This window comes from Streptomyces sp. NPDC052012 (assembly GCF_040689265.1).
In the GTDB taxonomy this organism is placed as follows: Bacteria; Actinomycetota; Actinomycetes; order Streptomycetales; family Streptomycetaceae; genus Streptomyces.
The window spans coordinates 42377-67761 of sequence record NZ_JBFAXA010000019.1; the positions used below are offsets into that span (position 1 = coordinate 42377).

Consider the following 25385-nt stretch of genomic DNA (forward strand, 5'->3'; position numbering starts at 1 on the left):
TGTGAACTTCTGGGAGTACCTGGAGAGCCGGCACCAGCAGCTGCTCACCGACGCCTATCAGCACGCCAGCGTGGTCTTCCAGTGCATGGTGGTGGCGACCGCGCTCGGTGTGCTGATCGGGGTGGCGACCTACCGCAGCGAGTGGGCGGGCAACCTGGCCACGACCACCACCGCCACCCTGCTGACCATCCCTGCGCTGGCCATGATCGGTCTGCTGATCCCCGTCGTGGGGCTGGGGGTGCCGCCCACGGTGATCGCCCTGACCCTGTACGGGCTGCTGCCGATCGTGCGGAACTCCATCGTGGGCCTGCGCGGGGTCGACCCGTCGCTGGTCGACGCGGCCACCGGCATCGGCATGTCCCGCGTGGCCCGGCTGGCGCGGGTGGAGCTGCCGCTGGCCTGGCCGCCGATCCTGACCGGGATCCGGGTCTCCACGCAGATGCTCATGGGCATCGCCGCCATCGCCGCCTACGCCTCCGGCCCCGGCCTCGGCAACCTGATCTTCCGCGGGATCGCCTCCCTGGGCAGCAAGAACGCGCTGAACCAGGTCCTCGCGGGCACCCTCGGCATCATCATCCTCGCCCTGCTGTTCGACGCCGCGTACGTGCTGATCGGGCGGCTGACCATTCCGAGGGGGATCCGTGCCTGAGCTCCCCGAGGGCTCCGTGCCCGAGCCGGCCTCCGACGCCCCGGCCGCCAAGGCGGGCGCCACCATCGAGCTGGAGCACCTCACCAAGCGCTACCCGCACAGCGCGCAGCCGGCCGTGGACAACGTCAGCATGGACATCCGGGCCGGTGAGACGGTCGTCTTCGTCGGCCCGTCCGGCTGCGGGAAGTCCACCACCCTGAAGATGATCAACCGGCTGATCGAGCCGACCGCGGGCCGCATCCGGATCGGCGGCGAGGACGTCACCGACATGGACCCGGTGAAACTGCGCCGCACGATCGGCTACGCGATCCAGGCCAGCGGGCTGTTCCCGCACATGACGGTCGCGCAGAACATCGCGCTCGTGCCGAAGATGCTGCGCTGGCCCGCGGCGCGGGTCCGGGCCCGGGTGGAGGAGATGCTGGACCTGGTCGGTCTCGAACCGGGCGAGTTCCACGGCCGCTACCCGCGGCAGCTGTCCGGCGGTCAGCAGCAGCGGGTGGGCGTGGCGCGGGCGCTGGCCGCGGATCCGCCGGTGCTGCTGATGGACGAGCCGTTCGGCGCGGTCGACCCGATCACCCGGGACCACCTCCAGGACGAGCTGATCCGGTTGCAGCGCGAGCTGCACAAGACGATCGTCTTCGTCACCCACGACTTCGACGAGGCGATCAAGCTCGGCGACCGGATCGCGGTGCTGCGCGAACGCTCCCACATCGCCCAGTTCGACACCCCGGAGGCGATCCTCACCAACCCGGCGGACGACTTCGTCTCCGGCTTCGTCGGCGCGGGCGCCGCCCTGAAGCGGCTCAACCTCACCCGCGTACGGGACGTGGAGATCACCGAGTACCCGACGGTGACCGTCGACGATCCGCTCCAGGACATCTTCAACCGGCTGCGCTCCAGCGGCACCAACGAGATCCTGCTGCTCGACAAGCGGGGCCGCCCCTACAAGTGGCTCAGGCGCGGCGACCTGATGCGGGCCAAGGGCTCGCTGGCCCGCGCGGGCACGCTGGTCAGCGACACGGTGACCCGGGACGCGACCCTGCGGGACGCACTGGAGGCCGTGCTCACCGACAACGCGGGACGGGTGGCGGTCACCGGGCGGCGCGGCGAGTACGAGGGCGTCGTCGACGTGGAGACGCTGATGAACTCCGTGCACGAACTGATGGAGGCCGACCGGCTGGAGGCGCTGGAGGCCCAGCACGATCTGCAGGAGCTGCGGGCCGCGCAGACGCACGCCGAGCAGGAGGGCGTGGGAGGGGAGCCGAAGGCGTGAGGACCCCGTCCAGCGAGCAGGGGCTCTCGGTCCCGGGAGAGGACGAGCCGTCGGACGCGACCGGGCCGGCTCCCCCGCCGCCCACGGCGAAGCCGCCCCGGGTGACCTGGCAGAAGCTGACGCTCCTGCCCGCGGTGCTGATCGCCGTGCTGCTGGCGACCTGGCTGTGGTTCGAGCAGGCCGACCTCGACGCCCTCACCCGCAACGCGCTGTCCGACGGGCAGGTGAGCAAGGCGCTGTGGCAGCACATCGGGCTCACCGCGATCTCGACGTTCTTCGTGCTGATCATCGCGATCCCGCTGGGGATCCTGCTGACCCGGCGGGCGTTCAGCAGGGCCACCCCGGCGGCGATGGCGTTCGCCAACATGGGCCAGGCGACCCCGGCGATCGGTCTGCTCGCGCTGCTGGTGATCTGGCTGGGCATCGGCCGCAGGGCCGCGCTGATCGGCATGATCGCCTACGCCGTGCTGCCGGTGCTGTCCAACACCATCGCGGGCCTGAAGGCCAACGACCCCACACTGCTGGAGGCGGCCCGCGGCATCGGCATGTCCCCACTGGGCGTGCTCACACGGGTGGAGCTGCCGCTGGCGGTCCCGCTGATCCTGGCGGGCGTGCGCACGGCGCTCGTCCTGAACGTCGGCACGGCGACGCTGGCGACCTTCGGCGGGGGCGGCGGCCTGGGCGTGCTGATCACCACCGGGATCACCAGTCAGCGGATGCCGGTGCTGATGGTGGGCTCGGTCCTCACGGTGGCGCTGGCGCTGCTGGTGGACTGGCTGGCGTCCCTGGCCGAACTGCTGCTGCGGCCGCGGGGGCTGGAGGCGGCGACATGACGCGGGGCGTGAGTCTCCTGAGCCGGCGCACGTCTGTGCTGCTCACCGGGGTGCTGCTGGCGGCGGCCTCCGCCTGCGGCCTGACCAGCGGTTCCCCCATGGTCGACGACGTCGAACCGGGTTCGATCGGGCAGGGAAAGCCACTGGACGGCGCGAAGCTCACCGTCACCTCCAAGGAGTTCACCGAGCAGCTGATCCTCGGCGCGATCATGGGCATCGCCTTCCAGGCGGCCGGCGCCGAGGTCGTCGACCGCACCGGCATCCAGGGCTCGGTCGGCTCCCGGGAGGCGGTCGTCAAGGGCGAGGCGGACGCCGGGTTCGAGTACACGGGCACCGCCTGGATCACGTACCAGGGCAACAGCGACCCCATCCCCGACCCGCGCGAACAGTGGCTGGCGGTGCGGGATGCCGACCGGAAGAACGGGGTGACCTGGCTGGAGCCCTCGCGGCTGAACAACACCTACGCCCTCGCCATGAACCGGGCCAACTACGAGAAGTACCGCACCAGGACCCTGTCGGACGTGGCCGAGCTGTCCAAGTCCGACCCGGGCGCGGTGACGCTGTGCGTGGAGGGCGAGTTCGCCAACCGCGCGGACGGGCTGCCGGGCATGGAGCGGGCGTACCGCATGGACCTGCCCGCGCGGAACGTCACACAGATGGACACCGGGATCATCTACACCCAGACCGCGAAGGGTGCCTGCACCTACGGTGAGGTCTTCACGACCGACGGGCGCATCAAGTCGATGAACCTGGTGGTGATGGAGGACGACAAGAAGTTCTTCCCGAACTACAACGCGGCACCGACGGTCAACAGCGACACGTTGAAGGAGTGGCCGGCCATCGCGGAGGTGCTGGCGCCGGTGACGGCGAAGCTGGACAACACCGTGGCGCAGGACCTCAACGCGAAGGTGGACGTGGACGGGGAGGACCCGCACCAGGTGGCGCTGGACTGGATGGTGAAGCAGGGGTTCGTGAAGGAGGGGTAGCCGCGGGCCGGGGGTCAGCAGCTGGGGACCTTGCCCGTGCCCTTCTCCAGCGAGACGAGCGCGTCGACGGCGCCCTTGAGGGTGGTGACGGGGATCAGCCGGAGCCCCTTGGGCAGCTCGGCCCGCGCGTCGGCGCACTCGGCCTTCGGCACGAGGAAGACGGTCGCGCCGTCCCGCCGGGCGGCCTGCGTCTTGAGGGGCACACCGCCCACGGCACCGACGGTTCCGTCCGCGTCGATGGTGCCGGTCCCGGCGATGACCCGGCCCCCGGTGAGGTCGCCGCCGCTGCCGTCGCCGTTGAGCTTGTCGACGATGCCGAGCGAGAAGAGCAGCCCGGCGCTGGGCCCACCGACGTCGGCGAGCTTCAGACTGACGTCGACGTCCTTGTCGTCCAGCTTCAGATAGTTCAGCGCGGCCTCGGTCGCCTCGTCCTGCGACTCCTTCATCTGCTCGCGGTTGAACTGCTCGATCTCCTGGGTGGTGTCCCCGCTCGGGTAGACGGAGTCCCGCGGCATGACGGCCTGATCGGTACGGAACCAGCTGTCGATCACATCGGGGAGACTGACGCGCGTGTCCGGCGAGGTCGCCTCGATGGTCGTCATCCGCAACTGCCCGCTGGTCTCCCGCACCGGCGCCCCGGAAATCGTGATCACCTGCGCCCCCTTGTTCTCCCCCAGCACATCGGCCGTCATCCCGGGCTGCGCCACGGAGAAGGGCAGAGGCGCGAAGAGGGCGGTGGCAAGCAGGCCGACGACAGGAGCACCACAAACAGCGAGGGCCTGGGGACGCGAGAGACGAGAGAGCACGGAGTCAATGTAACGTGCCCCAGCAGCGGGCAACGGGGCCGCTGTGGCGTGCGCAGCTGCGGCCCGGTGGGGGCTGGTCGCGCAGTTCCCCGCGCCCCTGGGCAGCTCGACCCACCGCCAGTCGCACGCGCGGGCAAGCGGACCCACCCCCGGCCAGCACCGCGCACCGGGCAACAAGCCTCAGCGCAACGCCTCCGCAACCTCCCGCGCCGCATCCACAACCCGAGGGCCCACGCGCTCCGGCACGACATCCGCGAGCATCACCACACCCACGCTGCCCTCGACCCCGGTCACCCCCAGCAGCGGCGCCGCAGCCCCGCACGCCCCCGCCTCCAGCTCCCCGTGCGTCAGCGTGTACCCGGGATCACCGTTCCGCTGCTGCCGCGCGGCGAGTATCGCCTTCCCCGCCGCCCCTCGGTCCAACGGATGCCGGAACCCCGCCCGGTACGCCACGTGGTAGTCCGTCCACGACGGCTCCACCACCGCCACGGCCAGCGCCTCCGCCCCGTCCACCAACGTCAGATGCGCGGTCGCGCCGATGTCCTCCGCCAACGCCCGCAAGGCCGGCATCGCCGCCTCCCGCACCAGCGGATGCACCTGCCGCCCCAGCCGCAGCACCCCCAGCCCCACCCGGGCCCGTCCGCCCAGATCACGGCGTACGAGTGCGTGCTGCTCCAGCGTGGCGAGCAACCGGTACACAACGGTCCGGTTCACGCCCAGTTTGTGGGAAAGCTCGGTGACGGTCAGCCCGTGGTCCGTATCGGCCAGCAGCTTGAGGACACGCAGTCCCCTGTCGAGCGTCTGAGAGGTCTCCGCGGTCACGACGCCCACTCCTTAGTGGTGAGGTCGGCGGCCCCCTCGCTGCCTGTGCGTCACCGAGTCCCGTCGGTGACGCGCTACAGAGGCCGCCGATCGGCCGGCGGCCCGGTCAGGTCCCGGGCACAGTCGCTTCACGGCTGCGCTCCGCGGCGACGCTGCCACGGGGCGTGTGCGTAGCGGGACAGTAGCGAGCCTGTTCGCCCAGCGGAAGGCTCCGTCCAGAATCCGGGCACGAGAGCTAAAGAATCAGCGAACTTTGACCGCTTACGTCCCTGCGGCGTCCGGTCACCGCATTCGCGTGGCCCACTCCTGCACCTTGGCGATCCGCTGCCGCAGCTGCCCCGCGGTGGCCTCGGCGGCGGGCGGACCGCCGCAGACCCGGCGCAGTTCCGTATGGATCACTCCGTGCGGCTTGCCGCTCTGGTGGACGTACGCGCCGACCAGATTGTTGAGCTTGCGGCGCAGCTCCATCATCTCCTTGTGGGAGACCACCGGGCGCCGCTCGGCGGGCAGTTCGAGGAGATCCGCCTCGGCGTCGGGCTTCTTGCGGCTGTGCGCGATCTGCCGCGCCTGCCGCTTCTGCAGCAGCAGCTGCACCTGGTCCGGCTCCAGCAGTCCCGGGATGCCGAGGTAGTCCTGCTCCTCCTCGCTGCCGGGGTGGGCCTGCATGCCGAACTCGGCGCCGTTGTACATGACCCGGTCGAAGACGGCGTCGGACTCCAGCGCCTCGAAGGGCAGCATGTCCTGCTCGCCGGTGTCCTCGTCCTGCTCGCGGTTCGCCTCCTCCATCTCCTTCTCGGACTCGGCGTACGGGTCCTCCTCGCCGTCCTTCTTGGGCTTGTCGAGCACGTGGTCGCGCTCGCGCTCCATCTCGTTGGCGAAGGACAGCAGGTCGGGGATGGTCGGCAGGAACACGGACGCGGTCTCGCCGCGCCGCCGGGACCGTACGAAACGGCCGACGGCCTGGGCGAAGAACAGCGGCGTGGAGATGGTGGTGGCGTACACGCCGACCGCGAGGCGGGGCACGTCGACGCCCTCGGACACCATGCGCACGGCGACCATCCACCGGTCGTCGCCCGCGCTGAACTCGTCGATCCGCTTCGAGGCGCCGGCGTCGTCGGACAGCACCAGCGTCGCCTTGTGGCCGGTGATGTCGCGGATGAGCTTGGCGTACGCGCGGGCCGACTCCTGGTCGGAGGCGATGACGAGGGCGCCCGCGTCCGGGATGGCCTTGCGGACCTCGCTCAGGCGCTGGTCGGCGGCGCGCAGCACGGCCGGCATCCACTCGCCGCGCGGATCGAGGGCGGTGCGCCACGCCTGACTGACCGCGTCCTTGGTCATGGGCTCGCCGAGGCGGGCCTCGATCTCGTCGCCGGCCTTGGTGCGCCAGCGCATGTTGCCGCTGTAGCTCATGAAGATGACCGGCCGCACGACGCCGTCCGCGAGGGCGGACCCGTACCCGTAGGTGTAGTCGGCGGCCGACCGCCGGATCCCGTCGTCGCCCTCCTCGTACGTCACGAAGGGGATGGGGTTGGTGTCGGACCGGAACGGCGTACCGGTGAGCGCCAGCCGCCTGGTCGCCGGCTCGAACGCCTCGAGACACGCCTCGCCCCACGACTTGCTGTCACCGGCGTGATGGATCTCGTCGAGGATGACCAGGGTCTTGCGCTGCTCGACCCGGTTGCGGTGCAGCATGGGCCGCACGCCGACACCCGCGTACGTCACGGCGACGCCGTGGTACTCCTTGCTGAGCGGCCCCGCGCTGTACTCGGGGTCCAGCCGGATCCCTATCCGCGCGGCCGCCTCCGCCCACTGCTTCTTCAGATGCTCGGTCGGGGCCACCACGGTCACCTGCTGCACGACATGGTGGTGCAGCAGCCAGGACGCCAGCGTCAGAGCGAACGTCGTCTTACCGGCGCCGGGCGTCGCCACCGCCAGGAAGTCACGCGGCTGCTCCTGGATGTACTTCTCCATCGCCCCCTGCTGCCAGGCACGCAGCTTGCTGGCGGTGCCCCAGGGGGCCCGCCCGGGGAACGCCGGGGACAGGTGATGCGAGTGGGACGCGGAGCTGGCGGTGGTAGTCACGATCTCCGTGGGGGTCGAGCGGCAACGTCAGACAACCGGGCCACCCTACCGGCGCCCCGCCGGTCCCCATGCGCGGACGCCACCGCACCCCTCGCGGGTGGGACCGACATCACAGCCCGGCGGGCGCCCCGCGCTCACCGCTCCCGCAGCCGCGTCGTCACCCAGGCTCCCGCCAGGGCCACCGCCGCCATCGGCAGGAACACCGCCGCGAAGGCGGCCGGGTGGGAGCCGGTGGCCTGCGTGGCCGTGTGGGTGACCGTGCCGCCGCCGAGCGCGGCGAAGGCGGCGCCGCCGGCGGCGAGCAGGATGACGTTGGAGAGGCCGTCGGAGATCTGGAGGGCGGCGGAGTTGGTGCCGGCCTCCTCCGGGGCGGAGAGGTGGAGCAGCAGCACGCTGGTGGAGGAGATCACCAGGCCCATGCCGAAGCAGCCGAAGGCCCAGGCGACCGCCACCGTCCAGGCGGGCACGGCATCGATCAGGACGCTGGGCGCGGCGGCGATGGCCGCGGCCACCAGCAGCATGCCGAGCGTGGTGAGACGTTCCCGGTACGGCTCGAGCCGCGGCCGGGACTGCACCCACGAGCCCAGCGCCCAGGTGCCGCCGCCCGCCGCGAGCGAGAACCCGGCGAGGGTCGGGCTGAGCCCCCGCTGGGTGACCAGCATCAGCGGCACGAAGGACTCCGCGGCGATGAAGGACCCGGCGGCGATGCCGCGCAGCAGCACCACCGAGGGCAGGCCGCGCGCCGCCCGGTAGGTGCCGCGCGGGAGCAGGCCGAGGACGGCGGGGATCAGCAGCGCCAGGCCGGCGGCACCGGGCAGGAGCGAGATCCAGCGCAGGTCCTGGGCCGCGTACTGGAGGAGGCCCGCGCCCAGGGAGATGCCGAGGGCGAGCCGGATGCGGCGGCGGTCGAAGGAGGCCGGTTCCGCGGGCTTCGCCGGGTCCGTCTCCGCGTCGCCGCCGACCGGGCCGGAGGCCCGGCGGCGTATCTGTGGCAGCGCGAGCGCCAGCGGGAACACCACGAGCACCGGGATGCCGAGGAACACCCAGCGCCAGCCGAGGTGCTCGGTCACCGCCCCGGAGGCGAGCGGGCCGACGATCGACGGCACCACCCAGCTCGCCGCGAACGCCGCCATGATCGCCGGGCGCAGCCGCTCCGGATAGGCCCGGCCTACGACGACGTACAGCGCGACGATCACCAGTCCGCCGCCGAGCCCCTGCACAGCCCGCCCCAGGATGAACGGCCACATCGCGCCCGCCGTCCCGGCGAGCAGCAGCCCGGCCGCGAAGGCGGCGATGCCCGCGGTCAGCGGCGCGAGCGGTCCGCGCCGGTCCGACCACTGGCCGGAGAGCACCATCCCGAACAGGCTCGTGGTGAAGAACCCGGAGAACGCGAAGGCGTACAGCGACACCCCGTCCAGCTCCCGCGCCGCCACCGGCATCGCCGTACCGACCGCGGTCGCCTCGAACGCGATCAGCAGCACGACGGACACGATGCCGATGCTCAGCGCCCGGTACGAACGGCTCAGTACGGTCTCGGCGGGCTCCGCGGCCGGAGGTGGGGTGACATCGGCGTCACGCCGTTCGAGGGCAGTCATGGTCGCCAGGGTAAGGGCCAAGTGAGGGGTTGACCCCTGTCGGGAGGAGGTACGGGGCTACGCCCTTGGTCCTACGACCGCGCGTGCTTCATGAACGGCGTATGGCAGTCCCGTTGCAGCCCGCCCGGGTCCCTTGAGCCCCCGCTCACCCCACCGTACGGTCAAGCCATCAACACGGCCGTGTGCCCGAGTGGTTGAGGGGCTCGCCTGCGCTGCATCCATCAGCGAGCTCCGCTCGCGGGGACTTACGCGGGTTCGATTCCCGCCACGGCCGTGCGTGAGAAATGAGACACGGCCGTGTGCCCGAGTGGTTGAGGGGCTCGCCTGCAAAGCGAGTTACGCGGGTTCGATTCCCGCCACGGCCTCTTTCGACGCCTTCCGGTGGAGCAGCCACAGGGCGAAGGCGAGGGTGGCGACGTCTGCGTGGAGCGGGGAGAGCTTGCCGTCCCACTCGTTCCAGTGCAGCACCCCGCCCGTGGCGCCGTCGACGACCAGGCTGTTGCCGTCGAGCAGGGAGCCGAGGCGTATGAGGCGGTCGGCGTCGGCGGGGAGGGCCTCGGGCCGGAAGCCGTCCTCGTGGTCGTCCGCGTAGTACTCGGTGAGGGTGCGCAGCGGCAGGTCGGTGTCCAGTGCGAACAGGCCGCCGTCCTCCGGCAGGCCCGTCTCGCTCAGGAAGCGGCGGGTCGGCTCGTGCGTGAGCGTGCCGGGGAAGTCGACCTCCTCGAAGCGGAACACGCCGCCCCGGCCGAACTCCCTCACCAGGGCGAGTCCGAAGGACGTGCCCGTGCTCGCCGCCAGCGCGGCGATGCCCGTCATACCCGTCGTGTGCATGGTTCCCCCGTGTTGCGTGTGCTCCGCAGCCGTCCCCCAACGCTTCGCACCCTACGCGCCGCCACTGACAACGGCCTCCACCACAACAGACGCACGGACAACGGCGAGCGTTGCCTCCAGGGACCGGGCGGAACGGGACGGGACGAGACGGGCGGGGCTCAGCCGCCCGTCACCACGGCCGCCTGCGGGCGGATCGGGAGGCGGTTGACCGGGCGGCCCGTGGCGGCGCGGACCGCGGAGGCGATGGCCGCCGGGGAGGTCACCACCGGGACCGCGCTGACCGCCTTCGCGCCGAAGGGGGCGACCACGTCCCGCTCCTCGACCAGCTTCACGATGCGGATGTCGGGGGCGTCGAGAGCCGTGGGGAGGGCGTAGCCCGTCAGGTCGGGGTGGCGGATCACGCCGCGCGGGGTGCGCAGGTTCTCGGTGAGGGCCACGCCCACGCCCTGGGTCACGCCGGCCTCGATCCGCGCGGCCAGCTGCGCCGGGTTCAGCACCCGGCCCACGTCCTGGGCGACCGCCAGTTCCACGACCCGTACCGAGCCCAGCTCGATGTCGACGTCGACCACCGCGCGGATCGCGCAGAAGGACATGCCGACGAAGGCGTCGCCCTGCCCCGACTCGTCCAGCGGCTCCGTGGGGTGCGGACGGCACTGGGCCGTCGCCCACAGTTCCTTGCCGTCCAGCGCCTCGGCGACCGTCGTCGACAGGACACCGTCGTACGAGGTGATCTTGCCGTCGGTGATCTGCAGCAGTTCCGTGGACATGCCGAACTTGTGCGCCAGGGGCTGGAGCAGCTGCGTGCGGACCATCTTCGCCGCCCGCTCCACCGCACCACCGGACACCCACGTGTGGCGGCCCCGGCAGCCCGCGCCCGCCGGGGGCTGGTCGGTGTCCACCGGTGCCACATGCACCTCGTCGACGCCGAGCGTCTCCTGGACGATCTGCCGGGCCAGTGTCGAGAAGCCCTGGCCGGTCTCCACCGCCGCGCACAGCACCGTGGCGACGCCGCCCTGCACCTTCACCGTCGCCGTGGACACCTCGTCGGCGCCCTCCGCGCCGAGCATGTGCACCATGCCCAGGCCGTAGCCCACGCCCCGGCGGACCGCGCCCGGTTCGCCCGCGCCCTCGGGGCCGCCGGGCAGCAGCCACTCGTCCTCGGGGGTGTCCTTGGGCAGCGGAGGCAGCGGGTGGTCGCGTACGGCCTGCAGCAGTTCCGCCACCGGGGCCGGGCAGGTCACCGTCTGGCCCGTCGGGAGCACGTCGCCCGTCGCCATGACGTTGCGCAGGCGCAGCTCCGCCGGGTCGATGCCGAGCTTCTTGGCGAGCTTGTCCATCTGCGCCTCGTGGGCGGCGCACACCTGCATCGCGCCCTCGCCGCGCACATGGCCGGAGGGCGGGTTGTTGGTGCGCACGGCCCAGCCCTCGATGAACGCGTTCGGCACGACGTACGGGCCGCAGGCGAAGGCGACGGCGGCGGCCAGGGCGTCGGAGGAGGTGTCGGCGTAGGCGCCCGCGTCGAGCAGGATCTGCGCCTCGACCTTCACCAGCTTGCCCTCGCTGTCCGCGTGGTGGCGGTAGCGCAGCAGGGTGGGGTGCCGGTGGGTGTGGCCGAGGAAGGACTCCTCGCGCGTGGCGGCCAGTTTCACCGGGCAGCCGGTCTTCATCGCGAGCAGCCCGAGCGGGAGCTGGAAGCTGCGGTCCTCGCGGTCGGCGGTGGCGCCGGGGACGCCGGTGACGACGATCTTCACCCATTCGGGTTCCAGGCCGTAGCAGGCGGCGGCCGTGTCCCGGTCGGCGTGCGGGTCGGTGGAGGCCAGGTACAGCTCCACGCCGCCGTCCGGGCGCGGTACGGCGAGTCCGGCCTCGGCGCCGATCGGGGCGGGGTCCTGGCGCCCGATGCGGTACAGGCCCTCGACCACGACGTCGCCGGCTGCCTCCGGGTCGCCGTGGCGCAGCGGGATGTGCCGGATCAGGTTGCCGTCGGGGTGCAGCGGCTCGGCCTCGAAGGCCTGCTCCGGGTCGGTCACCGGGTCGAGCACCTCGTACTCGACGATGACGGCGGCGGCGGCCATCCGCGCGGTGTCCGGGTGGTCGGCGGCGACGGCGGCGATGGGCTCGCCGTGGTGGCGTACGACCTCGGACGCGAAGACCGGACGGTCGGCCTTGCCGCGGCCGTAGACCGGGTCGCCGGGCACGTCCTCGTGGGTGACGACCGCGTGGACGCCGGGCATCTCGCGGGCGTGGCTGGTGTCGATGGACACGATGCGCGCGTGCGGGTGGGGCGAGCGCAGCACGGCCGCCCACAGCAGGCCCTCGGCCCACAGGTCGGCGGCGTACGGGAAGGTGCCCTCGGTCTTCGCGCGGGCGTCGGCGGGCGGCAGGGAGGCGCCGAGGCCGTGCGGGAGGGTCTCCGGCTCGGGGAGTGCCTCGGCGGCCTGTGCGGTGGCTGCTTCGTTGCTCACGCCTGGCCTCCGTCCTGGCCGTAGGGCTGGTCGTAGGGCTGATCCTGCGGGGGCTGGAACGCCGACGGGTTGACGCCGCCGGCGCCCGGGCCCGCCTGGTGCGGGATACGGGGCTCGTCCGGCTCCTGGTCGGGCTCGGGGGACGCGGAGAGGGCCTCGCGCTCGGCGACGACCTCCTTGACGGCGTCCACCACGCCCCGGTAGCCGGAGCAGCGGCACAGGTTGCCGCACAGGGCCTGGCGGGTCTCCAGCTCGGTCGGTGCCGGGTTGCCCTCGAGCAGGTCGTGCACGGTCATCGCCATGCCCGGCACGCAGAAGCCGCACTGCACGGCACCGCAGCGCGCCAGGGCCCGCTGCACGTCGGAGGGCTGCCCGTCCTGGGCCAGACCCTCGACGGTGCGGACCTCGCTGCCGGCCGCGGTGACCGCCGGGACGAGGCAGGAGGCGACGAGCCGCCCGTCGACCTGCACGTTGCAGGCGCCGCACTCGCCCTGCGAGCAGCCGTCCTTGGCGCCGGCCAGGCCGAGCCGCTCGCGCAGCACGTAGAGCAGCGACTCGCCGATCCAGGCGTCGCTGACGGGGCGGTCGGTGCCGTTGACGCGCAGCACGTAGGAGGCGAGGGGGTGGTCGTCGTGCGGGGCGCCGGGGGGCGGGCCCTGCGGGGGCGCGGAGTCCTCGGGGGCGGGTTCTGCGGGTTCGCCGTCGGTGCCCGTGGCCTCGGCGGCGCGGGGTTCGCCGTCGGCGTCCGCCGGTGCGCCGGGGGCGGCCTCGGCGGGCGTGCGCCCGGCCTCCGGGGCGCGCGAGCCGTCGGCTGCGTGCTCGGCGACGCTGGTGCGCGTGGGCTGTGCGGCGCCGGACGGGGCCGGGGCCGTGTGGCCGTCGTCGGTGCGGTCCGGTCCGGCCTGCGCGTTCGGGGCGGTCCGGGCGCCGTCGGCCGCGTGGTCCTCCGGCTCGGAGGCGTCCTCGTCGCAGCGCCCGGGGGCGTCGGTGGCCTCCGGGGACGCGGAGGGCTCATGGGGCCCACTGTCGCCTCGTACGGGGTCCTGCGGGTGTTCCCGGGACTCGCCGGGGGCGCCGCCCTCGGCGCCGGGCTCCGGGTACGCCTCGGGCCGCCAGTGCGGGTCGCCGGGGGGCGCCGGGTACGGCTCGGCGGCGTACGGCCGGCCTTCGTGGGACGACCGGGGTCCGGCGTCCGGCTCGTGCGACGTCCGTTCGTGCGGGGAGCCGCCCTGGCCGGGCGCACCATGCGCGTAGACACCGCGGTCCGACCCGTCGTGGCCGTGCCCGGTGTCGCCCTGGTGGGTCGGGCCGTCCGCGGGAGCGTGGCCCTCTGCGCCCGGACCGGCCGGCGAGCGCCTGTCGTCCGTCTGCTGCTGTGCCGCTTCCGCCCGCGCGGGGCCGGTGTCCTGCTCGCGGTCGCCGGGGGCGTCGGTGTCGTCCTGCGGGACGCCCGGCACGCCCGGCCCCCAGGGGCGGCCGATGGACTGTGTGGTGGCCCATGGGGCGGGGGCGCCGCCCGGGAGGGTGGCCGGAGGGCTGCCGCCCCACTGCTCGACCAGCGCGGACGTGGTGAACTCGCCCGACTCGTCGGGGAGGTCGCCGTCCGCCACGGGGATGGACCACTGGCCGGTCACGTCGTGGCCCGGCGCGGCGCCCTCGGAGTGCTCCGCGGCGTTCGCGTCCTCGAAGGTCCACTGGCCGGTGGCTCCCGGCTCGTAGCCGTACGCGCCCTGCCCGGACTGGGCCGCTCCCTGCTGCCCGGTGTGCGGGTCGTTCCACTGGGCGCCGTCGACCGGGGCGCCCGGCACGGACCAGGTGCCGGTGGCTGCCGGGTCGGTGCCCGCGGTGGTGGCGGGGGTGACCGTTATCTGCGGCGGCACGTAGCCGTGGCCCGGCGCGGCGAGCGGGCTGTCCGCGGAGGACAGCAGGGCGTCGATGCCGCCCTCGGGGAGCTGCACGAAGGCGGTGGCGCCGTCGTCGTAGTCGCCCTGCGGCAACGGGTCCCAGCGGCCTCCGCTGCGGGGCGCGCCCTCCGCGTGCCGGTCTCCGTGCTGGTCGTCGGTCACGACAGCGCCCTCCCCAGTGCTCGTCGGGCCAGCGCGGCGACGGTGCGCCGCAGGTGCAGTACGGCGGGCGGAAGCGGCGGGACGACGCCGTCCTCGCCGGGGGCGGCGTCGGGGATGCAGGCCGCGGCGACGTACTCCCCGAACGCGGTCAGCGCCTCCGGCACGATCGCGCGGTTGTTGTCCCAGTCGATCAGCTGGGCGACCCACTGCTCGGCCTCCAGCGGCCTGAGCGGCATCGGCGCTATGGCGCCCACCGCACAGCGCACGCCGCGCCGGGCCGGGTCGAGGACCAGGGCGACGGAGGCGACCGCGCGGCCGGGGCCGGTGCGGCCGGTGGCCTTCAGGAAGACCTGGGGCGCGTGCAGCAGCGGTACGCGCACGTAGCCGATGAGTTCACCGGCGCGCAGCATGTCCATCCCGGCCAGCAGGTGCGACACCGGGATCTCGCGGCGGGCTCCGCCCGGGCCCGCGATGATCAGCGTCGCCTCCAGGGCCGCCAGCACCGGCAGCGCGTCGCCGGTGGGCGCGGCGGAGGCGATGTTGCCGCCCAGGGTGCCCGCGTTGCGGATGTGCGGCGGGCCCGCGGCCCGCGCGGAGGCGGCGAGCGCCGGGATGAGGGCGGCGAAGTCGGGGCGGCCCATGCGGGCGTGGGTGAGTCCGGCGCCGAGCAGCGCGTGGCCGTCGAGGTACTGCCAGCCACGGATCTCGCTGATCTTGCCGAGGCCGACCAGCGCGGCGGGCCTGAGCTGCCCGGAGTTGACGGCGGCCATCAGATCGGTGCCGCCCGCGACGGGCACGGCGGCCGGCATGGCGGCGAGGGCCGCCACGGCCTCGTCCAGAGTCGTGGGCAGCGTGACGGCCTGCGCCGCCTGCGGTGCGTGCGTGCTCAAAGCCGGCTGCCCCTTCCCGCTTCCCCACCTGGTGCCACGTGGTCCCACCTGTGTTGCCGTACGGTACGTGCTGACAGGGCGGACGTGGCAACTCTGGCACATCTTGGCAAGCGCCGAAGACGGGGGTCCGCTAGGAGGTGTTCGCCCACCTCGTCCCGGACATGGGCGGATTTCCCACGCGGATCGCAGAAGTGCACGCAGTGCCCGAATTGACACTCTTCAGTGACCCTTGTGACGCTTTTTCGCGCGCGTAGGGGCGGCTTCCATGACCGCAGGGACGGCTCCCGCCACCGCAGAGAAGGCTTCCGCTGCCGCAGGGGCCGCCTCGGCTACCGCAGGGGCGGCGCCCCGTCGATGGGGCGGCCCAGCACACCGGGGCGCCGCTGCCAGGGCAGCGGACCGGCGGGCGGCCGGTAGGCGACGCCGAGCGCGTCGAGCCGCCGGTAGTGGGCGGTCATCCGGCGCTCGAAGTCGGCGAAGTCCCGCACGGCGGGGGCGGGCAGGCTGCTCCAGGCGACCTCCGCGAACGCCGCGAGCCGGGGGAAGACCTGGTAGTCCACGCGCTGCTGGTTCTCCATCACCTCCGTCCACACATTGGCCTGGGTGCCCAGCACATGCCCGGCCTCCTCAGGCGTCAGCTCCGGCGGCACGGGCTCGAACCGGTAGACGTCCTCCAGCGTGCGGACGTACCCGATCGGCACCGGCTCGTCGGCGCCCGCGTCCTGACGGTGGTCCAGATACACCTGCTGCTCGGGGCACATCACCACGTCGTGCCCGGCCCGCGCGGCGGCGATCCCGCCCTGGTACCCGCGCCACGACGACACCGCCGCGCCCTTCGCCAGCCCGCCCTCCAGGATCTCGTCCCAGCCGATGAGTCTGCGCCCGCGCGCCGAGAGCCAGTCGTCGAAGTGCCCGATGAACCACGACTGGAGCTCGTCCTCGCCGGCGAGTCCCAGTTCCTCGACACGGGCCTGCGCGGCCGGCGACCGACGCCACTGGTCCTTGGGGCATTCGTCGCCGCCCACATGAACGAACCGCGAGGGGAACAGCTCCAGCACTTCCTCGAACACCCCCTCGTAGAACCGAAGGGTGTTGTCAGTGGGGGCGAGTACGTTCGGATTGATCCCCCAGGTGTCCCAGACGGTCAGGGAGGCGGTGTCGACGACGTCACAGTTGCCGAGTTCCGGATACGCGGCGATGGCGGCCTGCGAGTGGCCCGGTACGTCGATTTCGGGGACGACGTCGATATGCCGCTCGGCGGCGTAGGCGACGATCTCCCGGATGTCGTCGTGGGTGTAGTAGCCGCCGTGCGGTCTGTCGTCCCACAGGGGCGAGGCCCGGTGCCCGAATTTCGTGCGGGCGCGCCAGGAACCGACCTCCGTCAGCCGCGGGTACCGCTTGATCTCGATGCGCCAGCCCTGGTCGTCCGTCAGATGGAAGTGGAGGACATTGAGTTTGTGCGCGGCCATCAGATCGAGATAGCGCAGCACCCCGTCCTTGGGCATGAAGTGCCGGGCCACGTCGAGCATGAGACCGCGCCAGCGGAAACGCGGGGCGTCCTCGATGATCTGGTGCGGGATCTCCCGGGTGCCGCCCTGCCGTACGGGCGCCGCGCGGAAGGCGTCCGGACCGAGCAGCTGGCGCAGCGTCTGGGCCCCCCAGAAGACACCTGCCGCGCTGCCGCCGGTGATCTCTACGCCCCGGTCCGCCACCGCGGCGAGCCGGTACGCCTCGGGCGCGAGGGTGCCGTCGATCCGCAGCCGCAGGCTGTCGGGGGCGTCGTCCGGCCCGGGCCGCAGCGGCAGCCCGAGCGCCGCGCCCAGGGTGGAGCGCAACCAGCGCTCGGTGGTCTCCGTACCGGGCCCGGCCCACAAGGTGGTGCCGGGGGTCAGCGGCACGGCACGGCGCATCGGCCCCTCGATGGCTCCCGGTGCGGGAATCAGTTCCGTCGGTGAGGTCACATCAGTCCTTTACCGCGCCGCCCAGTCCGGAGACCAGCCGCCGCTGCACGAGTACGAAGAAGATCAGCACGGGAATGGTCATCACCGTGGACGCCGCCATCACACCGCCCCAGTCCGGCTCGTCCGGCTTGTAGAAGACCAGCAGGGCCATCGGCAGCGTCGACCGGGAGATGTCACTGATGATGAAGGACTTGGCGAACAGGAAGTCGTTCCAGGTGGAGATGAAGGAGAACACACTCGTGGCCACCAGACCCGGCAGGACGAGCGGGAAGAGAATCTGCCACAGAAAACGCGCACGGCTCGCCCCGTCGATGTAGGCGGCCTCTTCCAGCGCCTCCGGAACGGCCTTCACGAACCCCCGGAGCATCCAGATCGCGAACGGCAGGGAGAACGCGATGTGCGGCAGGATCAGCGACCACAGCGTGTTCAGCTGTCCGAGGTCCCGCATGACGAAGAACAGCGGGATCGTCAGCGCCTCCACGGGCACCATCTGCGCCACCAGAAACATGATCAGCAGGGTGGTCCGCATACGGAACCGGAAACGCGTCACGGCGGTCGCCGCGAGAAACGCGATCAGCGCCGAGGCGATCACGACGGCCACCGCGACGGCCACGCTGTTGAGGAAGTACCGGCCGAATTCCTGCTGCCCGAACACCCGCCGGAAGGAGTCCAGCGTGGGCGCGAGAGTCCACGGCCGCGGCTCGGCCGACTCGATCTCCCCGGCCGGTTTGAAGGCGCTGAGCACCATCCAGTACAGCGGGAAGGCCACCACCGCGGCGACCACCAGCGCCGAGGTCTCCGCCGCCAACCGCCACGGACGTCGCACACGCGCGCGCGGAAGATTCACAGTTCCTCCCCCTGGCGGCGCAGCAGCCGCAGATACACCAGCGTCACACCGAGCAGGATCAGCAGCATCACCACGCCGATCGCGGCACCGAGGCTGTACTGCGAGGACGCGAACGCCTGCTGGTACGCGTACACGTTCAGCACCAGGTTCTGTCCCGCGATGCCGCCGCCGCCCGTCATCACATAGATCTGGGTGAAGACCTTGAAGTCCCAGATGACCGACTGAATGGTGACCACCACGAGGATCGGCCGCAGCATCGGCGCCAGCACGGACCGCCAGATCCGCCACTGCGTGGCCCCGTCCAGCGCGGCGGCCTCCAGCACCTCGGCCGGCACGGCCCGGATCCCCGCGTACACCGTCACCATCACGAACGGGAAGGAGCACCACACCACTTCGAGCAGCACCAGGAAGAACGCGCTGAACCGCCCGTACGTCCACGAGTGGTCCCCGAGCCCGAGCACCCGGTTCACCGGCCCGAAGTCGGCATCGAAGAGAAACAGCCACACGGTCGACCCGGTGATGGCGGGAGTCGCCCAGGCCCCCAGCGCGGCCAGCATCAACGCCAGCCGGGGCAGGGCCCGCACCCGGGTGAGCAACACGGCCAGCGCACAGCCCACGACGAGGGTGCACACCACACACGCTGCGGCGAACACCACGGTGGCGACGAGCACCTGCCAGAACTGCGAGTCGGAGAACAGCTCGCGGTAATTGCCGAGCCCCTGAAAGGTGGTCGGCTCGCCCCCACTGACCTGCGCCTGGGTGTAGTGGAACAGCGAGATGAGCCCGAGCTGGTAGATGGGGTAGGCGAGCAGCCCGCCGAGGACCACGAGAGCGGGCGCGAGATAGAGCCAAGGCCCGCCGAAGTACCGATGGGGGCGCGGGGCTGCGTTCGATGTGCGGCCACCGCCGCGGGGGCGCGGCAAGCCACCGACGACCCGCACCCGCGAACGCCCAAGCAGCCCCGAGTTCAGAGGCGCACTCATCCGGCGGAGCCGAACGCCGCGTCCATCTTCTCCGCCGCGTCCCCCGAAGCCTCACCCGCACTCTTCTTACCGCTGACGATCTCCTGGAACATCGTGGGCAACACCAGCGACGAGTCGATCTGCCCCCACGCCGGCGAGACCGGGACGAACTTCGTCCCCGCCCCCAGCGTCTCGACGAACGGCTTCACGAACGGCTCCTCGGCGGCTACCCGCTCCCGCACGTCGGAGAACGTCGGCAGAAACCCCATCGCCTCGAACAACTCCCCCTGCGCCTCCTTCGACGCCAGCCGCTTCATCAGATCGACGGCGAGCGTGCGATGCGACGTGGACTTCAGCACCCCGAGGTTGTTCCCGCCCGCGAACGCGGGAGCGACGGACCCGGGCTTCACCCCCGGCAGCGGCACCACCGCGTACTTGCCCTTGACGCTCCCCGCCTCCACGGCCGCATGGCTGAAGTCACCCCCGATCGCCATCGCCGCCTTGCCGGAGGCGAACGCGGTCACCGTGTCGTTGCCGCCCATGCCCGCGCACTTGGCGGCCGGGCAGTTGTCGTCACCGAAGAGGGAGGTGTACGCCTCGATCCCCTTGCGAGCGGCCGGGCTGTCGATCGCGGCGGTGTACGAACCCCCCTGCGCGACGGCGAGTTCGCCCCCGTGCGCCCAGATGAAGGGCATCGCCCCGTACGTGTAGGCGCCACCGACGGCGATCCCGTACATCCCCGGCTTCTCGGCGCGGATCTTCTTCGCCGTGGAGATCAGCTCACCCTGCGTCCGCGGCACTTTCAGGCCAAGTTCCTCGAACACGTCCGTGCGGTAGTAGAGCGCGCGCACGCCCACGAAGTACGGCGCCCCGTAGACCTTGCCGCCCACGGTCACCGACTGCCTGGCCGTCGGGTCGGTGTCCTTCGCCTCCTCCCAAGCGCCGAACTCCTTGCTGATGTCGGCGAGTCCGCCGTCCTTCACATAGCCCGCGGTGTCGGTGTTGCCGTACTCGATCAGGTCGGGCGCGGACTTCGGGTCGTTGAAGGCGGCCTTGATGCGCTGGGCGCGCGTCTCGACGGGGATGTACTCGACGGTGACGTCGGTGCCGTCGTGTGCCTTCTCGAACTCGGCGAGGACGGAGTCGACGACCTGTTCCTTGGGCTTGTTGTTGACCTCCTGGAAGAGCCAGACCCGCAGGGTGCCGGACTTCTCGTCCTTGCCGGAGGAGGTGTCGCCGGAGGTCTGGGGCGCACAGGCGGCGGTGGCGACGAGGGCCGCGAGCGCGACGAGGCGGACGGACAGCTTCATGGAGTGCTCCTCCGAGTGCGTTGCAACATGCGCAATGATGGTTTCGCTGTGCACAACACATCGGAGGCTAGGGACGGGTGAACCACGCCACAAGGGGCCGACAAGAGGTCTCAACCACTCTGTGACCGGCCGACGCACCCTCTGCAACGCCCGGACAGCACAAAGGCCCCCGGGGCGCGCAAAACGCACCCGGGGGCCCCGCGGGCCTCACCGCGGCTCGGACCTACTTGTCGCCCTTGCCCTTGCCCTTGTCGTCGCCACCGGCGCCCATGGACTCGTAGATCTCCTTGCACATGGGGCACACGGGGTACTTCTTCGGGTCGCGGCCGGGCACCCACACCTTGCCGCACAGCGCCACGACGGGCGTGCCGTCGAGGGCGCTCGCCATGATCTTGTCCTTCTGGACGTAATGGGCGAAGCGCTCGTGGTCACCGTCGCCATGGGAGGTCTGCGGCGTCGGCTCGACGAGGGTCCCCGTACCAGTCCCGCGCTCGGGCTCAAGAGTGCTCATAACAGCCAGGGTACTGAAGGTCACACGCTTCAGTTGAGCGAAGGGTCGTCCGGGTACGTGGCGACCATCGCCAGTTCGTTGCGCTGGCGGCGCAGAACCTCGCGCCACAGGCGTTCCGGGGAGGGTGAGGACACGTCGCCGGGTTCCGACTCGACGACGTACCAGGCGCCGTCCACCAGCTCCTCCTCCAGCTGGCCGGGGCCCCAGCCGGCGTAGCCGGCGAAGATGCGCAGGGAGCCGAGGGCGGAGGCGAGCAGCTCCGGCGGGGCCTCCAGGTCGACCAGTCCGATCGCGCCGTGCACCCGGCGCCAGCCGAGCGGGGTGGCCTCGGCGTCCGCGTCGCCGGGGACGACGGCGACGCCGAGGGCCGAGTCGAGCGACACCGGTCCGCCCTGGAAGACGACGCCGGGTTCGCCGGCCAGGTCGGCCCAGCCCTCCAGGATGTCCCCCACGTCCACGGGCGTCGGACGGTTGAGGACGACACCGAGCGAGCCCTCCTCGTCGTGGTCGAGGAGGAGCACCACCGCGCGGTCGAAGTTCGGGTCCGCCAGGGCGGGCGTGGCCACGAGCAGCCGCCCTGTGAGCGAGGACACCTCGGTCATGCCAGACATGATCCCGCATCTTCCCCGCGCGTGGGGAGGCAATGGGGGTACGGGGGTGAATGCAGCTCAGGGCTCATCAGAGCACCCCGGGCGCACGCCCCTTCCGGTGACCGCTCGCACACACCGCGGGACGGTTCGTGTTGTGACAGATCCATGACGTGGCTGGTCCGTGCTCGGGCTTACAGAAGGGGGGTGGAGGGCGATTACCCTTTCCCTCCTGGCCCCCCGACCGACTCCACGGAACGCGAGATTCATGACCGTCAACGGCGCTGATGACGTACTGCTTGTCCACGGCGGATCCCCGCTGGAGGGCGAGATCCGTGTCCGCGGTGCGAAGAACCTCGTACCGAAGGCCATGGTGGCCGCGCTCCTGGGCAGCGCTCCGAGCCGACTGCGCAATGTTCCGGACATCCGTGACGTCCGTGTCGTACGGGGGCTGCTGCAGCTGCACGGCGTGACGGTCCGTCCGGGTGACGAGCCCGGTGAGCTGGTGATGGACCCGACGTCCGTGGAGAGCGCGAACGTCGCCGACATCGACGCCCACGCCGGTTCCTCGCGCATCCCGATCCTGTTCTGCGGTCCGCTGCTGCACCGGCTCGGGCACGCGTTCATCCCGGGTCTGGGCGGCTGCGACATCGGCGGCCGGCCGATCGACTTCCACTTCGACGTGCTGCGCCAGTTCGGCGCGACCATCGAGAAGCGGGCGGACGGCCAGTACCTGGAGGCCCCGCAGCGGCTGCGCGGCACGAAGATCCGGCTGCCGTACCCGTCCGTGGGCGCGACCGAGCAGGTGCTGCTGACGGCGGTCCTCGCGGAGGGCGTCACCGAGCTGTCCAACGCGGCGGTGGAGCCGGAGATCGAGGACCTGATCTGCGTCCTGCAGAAGATGGGCGCCATCATCGCGATGGACACCGACCGCACCATCCGCGTCACCGGCGTGGACAAGCTCGGCGGCTACACCCACCGCGCCCTGCCCGACCGCCTGGAGGCCGCCTCCTGGGCGTCCGCGGCGCTGGCGACCAACGGCAACATCTACGTCCACGGCGCCCAGCAGCGCTCGATGATGACGTTCCTGAACACCTATCGGAAGGTCGGCGGCGCCTTCGAGATCGACGACGAGGGCATCCGCTTCTGGCACCCGGGCGGCCAGCTGAAGTCCATCGCCCTGGAGACGGACGTGCACCCCGGCTTCCAGACCGACTGGCAGCAGCCCCTGGTGGTCGCCCTCACCCAGGCGACGGGCCTGTCGATCATCCACGAGACGGTCTACGAGTCCCGGCTCGGCTTCACCTCCGCGCTCAACCAGATGGGCGCCCACATCCAGCTCTACCGCGAGTGCCTGGGCGGCTCCGACTGCCGCTTCGGCCAGCGCAACTTCCTGCACTCGGCGGTCGTCTCGGGCCCGACCCGCCTCCAGGGCGCCGACCTGGTCATCCCCGACCTGCGCGGCGGCTTCTCGTACCTCATCGCGGCCCTCGCCGCCCAGGGCACGTCCCGCGTCCACGGCATCGGCCTGATCAACCGGGGCTACGAGAACTTCATGGAGAAGCTCATGGAACTCGGCGCGAAGGTGGAACTCCCGGGCAAGGCCCTCGGCTGACCCGACGGAGAACACGCCGATGGGGCGGTCACCCAAGCAGGGTGACCGCCCCATCGGCGTCAACTGCGGCACCGCAAGGGGCGCGGGGAACTGCGCGACCAGCCGAATGCGGCCGGCAGCCGCCCACCGCGCCGAACCAGTACGGCGCTCAGGCGGCCTTACTTGCCCTTGGCCGCGTCCTTCAGCTTCGACCCGGCCGAAACCTTCACGCTGTACCCGGCCGGAATCTGGATCGGCTCACCGGTCTGCGGGTTCCGCGCGGTACGAGCAGCACGGTGGGTCCGCTCGAAGGTCAGGAAGCCGGGGATGGTGACCTTCTCGTCGCCCTTGGAGACGATGTCGCCGACGACATCGGCGAACGCGGCCAGCACGGCGTCGGCGTCCTTGCGGGTCACCTCGGCGCGGTCGGCCAGCGCGGCCACCAGCTCACTGCGGTTCATGTTGTTACTCCCGTGTTCTTCTTGCCGTTGAGGCGTGCCACGCGGCGGGGCCGCATGTTGGGCACGGCCAAGCCGATGCTGCCAGGGTCCTCGGTGAGTCCCCGGACCCGGGTCCGTCGTCGAACCCTCGCGCCCAGGGAGGCATCCTGCCTCTACCTGCGGCGGGAAAGCCAATCCGGCACCCGCAGGAGTCGTGAGAACACTCGTGAGTGTCACACGCGAACCTGGCCGCCACACTAGAGGGCGGTCAGGACGGTGCGGTTCCACGACGCGCCGGTTTCCCGCCGGTCGTGGTGATCCTCACAACCCGTTACCACCCTATGCGTGAGCGGCCGCCCCCGCCGCCTTCGCGGCCTCCCGCACGGCTCCGGCGACCGCTCCGGCGACCTTGTCGTTGAAGACGCTGGGGATGATGTAGTTCGGGTTCAGCTCGTCCTCGGTGACGACATCCGCCAGCGCCTTCGCGGCAGCGAGCATCATCTCCGTGTTGACGGTGCGGGACTGCGCGTCCAGCAGGCCGCGGAACACGCCCGGGAACACCAGCACGTTGTTGATCTGGTTCGGGAAGTCCGAGCGTCCGGTGGCCACAACGGCCGCCGTCTGACGGGCGATTGCCGGGTCGACCTCGGGGTCGGGGTTCGCGAGCGCGAACACGATCGCGCCGTCGGCCATCGCGGCGACGTCCGCGCCGTCCAGGACGTTCGGGGCGGAGACGCCGATGAAGACGTCCGCGCCGCGCACGGCCTCCTTCAGCGTGCCGGTGAGACCCTCGGGGTTGGTGTTGTCGGCGATCCAGCGCAGTGCGGAACTGGGGGCCGCGTCGACGAGGTCCTCGCGGCCGGCGTGCACGACGCCGTGGATGTCGGCGACGACGGCGTTCTTCACCCCGGCGGCCAGCAGCAGCTTCAGGATGGCGGTGCCGGCCGCGCCGGCGCCGGACATCACCACGCGGATGCTCTCGATGGACTTCTGGGTGACGCGCAGGGCGTTGGTGAGGGCCGCCAGGACCACGATGGCCGTGCCGTGCTGGTCGTCGTGGAAGACAGGGATGTCCAGGGCCTCGCGCAGCCGCGCCTCGATCTCGAAGCAGCGGGGGGCGGAGATGTCCTCGAGGTTGATGCCCGCGAACCCGGGCGCGATGGCCTTGACGATCTCGACGATCGCGTCGGTGTCCTGGGTGTCGAGGCAGATCGGCCAGGCGTCGATGCCGGCGAAGCGCTTGAACAGGGCCGCCTTGCCCTCCATCACCGGCAGCGCGGCCTTGGGGCCGATGTTGCCGAGGCCCAGCACCGCCGAGCCGTCCGTCACGACCGCGACGGAGTTGCGCTTGATGGTCAGGCGGCGGGCGTCCTCGGGGTTCTCGGCGATGGCCATGCAGACCCGGGCCACGCCGGGCGTGTAGACCATGGAGAGGTCGTCACGGTTGCGGATGGGGTGCTTCGACGCCATCTCGATCTTGCCGCCGAGGTGCATCAGGAAGGTACGGTCGGAGACCTTGCCGAGCGTGACGCCCTCGATGCCGCGGAGCTGCTCGACGATCTCGTCGGCGTGCGCGGTCGAGCTGGCCGCGATGGTGACGTCGATGCGGAGCTTCTCGTGGCCGGACGCGGTGACGTCGAGGCCGGTCACCGAGCCTCCGGAGGACTCCACGGCCGTGGTGAGCTGCGAGACGGCCGTTCCGCTCGCGGGCACCTCCAGCCGGATGGTCATCGAGTAGGAGACGCTGGGCGCCGTTGCCATGGCCGACTTCCTCTGCTTTCACCGTGTCGCGATTTGTGCCGTCCGATCGTCGCACCTACCACTGAGTACGCGGTAGCCGCCTCGGATTGCGGACGTTTTGTTCACAGGCGTGTG

20 protein-coding genes, 2 tRNA genes and 1 pseudogene are annotated in these 25385 nt (G+C 71.7%); 7 read left to right on the top strand and 16 right to left on the bottom strand.

Annotated elements, in window-relative coordinates; all coding sequences use genetic code 11:
• Nucleotide 1 precedes the first annotated feature (1 nt).
• Genes AB0412_RS25960 through AB0412_RS25975 form a run of 4 tightly spaced genes read left to right on the top strand, consistent with a single transcriptional unit; the run spans nucleotide 2 to nucleotide 3741 of the window.
• Nucleotides 2-649, top strand: a complete 648-nt coding sequence (locus tag AB0412_RS25960) for an ABC transporter permease (RefSeq protein ID WP_366404987.1) — start codon at nucleotides 2-4, stop codon at nucleotides 647-649.
• Nucleotides 642-1922 carry a betaine/proline/choline family ABC transporter ATP-binding protein gene (locus AB0412_RS25965; RefSeq protein WP_366404988.1) on the top strand — a complete coding sequence of 427 codons (1281 nt, stop codon included), beginning with the start codon at nucleotides 642-644 and terminating at the stop codon, nucleotides 1920-1922. Before AB0412_RS25960 ends, AB0412_RS25965 begins: the two co-directional genes overlap by 8 nt.
• Nucleotides 1919-2755 (top strand): ABC transporter permease, encoded by an 837-nt coding sequence (locus AB0412_RS25970; RefSeq protein WP_366404989.1) that lies wholly within the window; start codon nucleotides 1919-1921, stop codon nucleotides 2753-2755. The genes AB0412_RS25965 and AB0412_RS25970 overlap by 4 nt, the downstream gene beginning before the upstream one ends.
• Nucleotides 2756-2772: 17 nt before the next feature.
• Entirely contained in the window at nucleotides 2773-3741 is a 969-nt protein-coding gene (locus AB0412_RS25975) for a glycine betaine ABC transporter substrate-binding protein (protein ID WP_366405057.1), read from the top strand.
• Nucleotides 3742-3755: 14 nt separating this feature from the next.
• Here the strand turns inward: AB0412_RS25975 and AB0412_RS25980 are convergent, their stop codons facing one another.
• The 4 genes from AB0412_RS25980 to AB0412_RS25995 form a co-directional block, all read right to left on the bottom strand.
• On the bottom strand, nucleotides 3756-4547 hold the full coding sequence (locus AB0412_RS25980) for a S16 family serine protease (RefSeq protein WP_366404990.1): 792 nt from the start codon (nucleotides 4545-4547) through the stop codon (nucleotides 3756-3758).
• Nucleotides 4548-4727: 180 nt separating this feature from the next.
• On the bottom strand, nucleotides 4728-5369 hold the full coding sequence (locus tag AB0412_RS25985) for a helix-turn-helix domain-containing protein (RefSeq protein WP_260828138.1): 642 nt from the start codon (nucleotides 5367-5369) through the stop codon (nucleotides 4728-4730).
• Nucleotides 5370-5651: 282 nt separating this feature from the next.
• Entirely contained in the window at nucleotides 5652-7451 is a 1800-nt protein-coding gene (locus AB0412_RS25990) for a DEAD/DEAH box helicase (protein ID WP_366404991.1), read from the bottom strand.
• 134 nt (nucleotides 7452-7585) lie between these two features.
• Nucleotides 7586-9046 (bottom strand): MFS transporter, encoded by a 1461-nt coding sequence (locus AB0412_RS25995; protein ID WP_366404992.1) that lies wholly within the window; start codon nucleotides 9044-9046, stop codon nucleotides 7586-7588.
• 176 nt (nucleotides 9047-9222) lie between these two features.
• Between AB0412_RS25995 and AB0412_RS26000 the strand changes: the two genes are divergently transcribed.
• Nucleotides 9223-9320 (top strand) — tRNA-OTHER (locus AB0412_RS26000).
• Nucleotides 9321-9339: 19 nt separating this feature from the next.
• Nucleotides 9340-9411 (top strand) — tRNA-Cys (locus AB0412_RS26005).
• Here the strand turns inward: AB0412_RS26005 and AB0412_RS26010 are convergent.
• The 10 genes and pseudogenes from AB0412_RS26010 to AB0412_RS26055 all read right to left on the bottom strand — a co-directional run.
• Nucleotides 9404-9808, bottom strand: a pseudogene (locus tag AB0412_RS26010) (SUKH-4 family immunity protein); the annotation flags it as partial. The gene AB0412_RS26005 and the pseudogene AB0412_RS26010 sit on opposite strands and share 8 nt — an antisense overlap.
• 227 nt (nucleotides 9809-10035) lie before the next feature.
• Nucleotides 10036-12342, bottom strand: a complete 2307-nt coding sequence (locus tag AB0412_RS26015) for a molybdopterin cofactor-binding domain-containing protein (protein WP_366404993.1) — start codon at nucleotides 12340-12342, stop codon at nucleotides 10036-10038.
• On the bottom strand, nucleotides 12339-14408 hold the full coding sequence (locus AB0412_RS26020) for a 2Fe-2S iron-sulfur cluster-binding protein (protein WP_366404994.1): 2070 nt from the start codon (nucleotides 14406-14408) through the stop codon (nucleotides 12339-12341). The genes AB0412_RS26015 and AB0412_RS26020 overlap by 4 nt, the downstream gene beginning before the upstream one ends.
• Complete coding sequence (locus AB0412_RS26025; RefSeq protein WP_366404995.1) at nucleotides 14405-15298, bottom strand: FAD binding domain-containing protein; 894 nt, start codon at nucleotides 15296-15298, stop codon at nucleotides 14405-14407. The genes AB0412_RS26020 and AB0412_RS26025 overlap by 4 nt, the downstream gene beginning before the upstream one ends.
• 329 nt (nucleotides 15299-15627) lie before the next feature.
• Nucleotides 15628-17259 (bottom strand): beta-N-acetylhexosaminidase, encoded by a 1632-nt coding sequence (locus tag AB0412_RS26030; RefSeq protein WP_366404996.1) that lies wholly within the window; start codon nucleotides 17257-17259, stop codon nucleotides 15628-15630.
• 1 nt (nucleotide 17260) lies between these two features.
• Complete coding sequence (locus AB0412_RS26035; RefSeq protein WP_366404997.1) at nucleotides 17261-18106, bottom strand: carbohydrate ABC transporter permease; 846 nt, start codon at nucleotides 18104-18106, stop codon at nucleotides 17261-17263.
• Nucleotides 18103-19089, bottom strand: coding sequence for a sugar ABC transporter permease (locus AB0412_RS26040; protein WP_366404998.1), 987 nt, complete (start codon nucleotides 19087-19089; stop codon nucleotides 18103-18105). The genes AB0412_RS26035 and AB0412_RS26040 overlap by 4 nt, the downstream gene beginning before the upstream one ends.
• The gene (locus tag AB0412_RS26045; RefSeq protein WP_366404999.1) at nucleotides 19086-20378 is read right to left on the bottom strand and encodes an extracellular solute-binding protein; all 1293 of its coding nucleotides are present in this window, start codon (nucleotides 20376-20378) and stop codon (nucleotides 19086-19088) included. The genes AB0412_RS26040 and AB0412_RS26045 overlap by 4 nt, the downstream gene beginning before the upstream one ends.
• Nucleotides 20379-20601: 223 nt before the next feature.
• The gene (locus tag AB0412_RS26050) at nucleotides 20602-20889 is read right to left on the bottom strand and encodes a DUF3039 domain-containing protein (RefSeq protein ID WP_019754409.1); all 288 of its coding nucleotides are present in this window, start codon (nucleotides 20887-20889) and stop codon (nucleotides 20602-20604) included.
• A gap of 29 nt (nucleotides 20890-20918) precedes the next feature.
• The gene (locus tag AB0412_RS26055) at nucleotides 20919-21491 is read right to left on the bottom strand and encodes a YqgE/AlgH family protein (protein WP_366405000.1); all 573 of its coding nucleotides are present in this window, start codon (nucleotides 21489-21491) and stop codon (nucleotides 20919-20921) included.
• A 253-nt stretch (nucleotides 21492-21744) separates the two neighbouring features.
• On the opposite strand from AB0412_RS26055, the gene murA reads away from it, so the two are divergent.
• Nucleotides 21745-23091, top strand: a complete 1347-nt coding sequence (murA, locus tag AB0412_RS26060) for a UDP-N-acetylglucosamine 1-carboxyvinyltransferase (RefSeq protein WP_366405001.1) — start codon at nucleotides 21745-21747, stop codon at nucleotides 23089-23091.
• A 158-nt stretch (nucleotides 23092-23249) separates the two neighbouring features.
• On the opposite strand, the gene AB0412_RS26065 is transcribed toward murA, so the two are convergent.
• Both AB0412_RS26065 and AB0412_RS26070 read right to left on the bottom strand, forming a co-directional pair.
• Nucleotides 23250-23531 (bottom strand): HU family DNA-binding protein, encoded by a 282-nt coding sequence (locus AB0412_RS26065; RefSeq protein WP_260827430.1) that lies wholly within the window; start codon nucleotides 23529-23531, stop codon nucleotides 23250-23252.
• A 318-nt stretch (nucleotides 23532-23849) separates the two neighbouring features.
• Nucleotides 23850-25271: an NAD-dependent malic enzyme gene (locus tag AB0412_RS26070; RefSeq protein WP_366405002.1), complete on the bottom strand. Its 1422-nt coding sequence runs from the start codon at nucleotides 25269-25271 to the stop codon at nucleotides 23850-23852.
• Nucleotides 25272-25385: the final 114 nt, after the last annotated feature.

Bases quoted from the DNA above. Each gene is read 5' to 3' on its own strand.
- AB0412_RS26055 (WP_366405000.1), bottom strand. From the start codon at position 21,491: ATGACCGAGGTGTCCTCGCTCACAGGGCGGCTGCTCGTGGCCACGCCC.
- AB0412_RS26065 (WP_260827430.1), bottom strand. From the start codon at position 23,531: ATGAACCGCAGTGAGCTGGTGGCCGCGCTGGCCGACCGCGCCGAGGTG.
- AB0412_RS26070 (WP_366405002.1), bottom strand. From the start codon at position 25,271: ATGGCAACGGCGCCCAGCGTCTCCTACTCGATGACCATCCGGCTGGAG.
- AB0412_RS26045 (WP_366404999.1), bottom strand. From the start codon at position 20,378: ATGAAGCTGTCCGTCCGCCTCGTCGCGCTCGCGGCCCTCGTCGCCACC.
- AB0412_RS25995 (WP_366404992.1), bottom strand. From the start codon at position 9,046: ATGACTGCCCTCGAACGGCGTGACGCCGATGTCACCCCACCTCCGGCC.
- AB0412_RS26040 (WP_366404998.1), bottom strand. From the start codon at position 19,089: ATGAGTGCGCCTCTGAACTCGGGGCTGCTTGGGCGTTCGCGGGTGCGG.
- murA (WP_366405001.1), top strand. From the start codon at position 21,745: ATGACCGTCAACGGCGCTGATGACGTACTGCTTGTCCACGGCGGATCC.
- AB0412_RS26050 (WP_019754409.1), bottom strand. From the start codon at position 20,889: ATGAGCACTCTTGAGCCCGAGCGCGGGACTGGTACGGGGACCCTCGTC.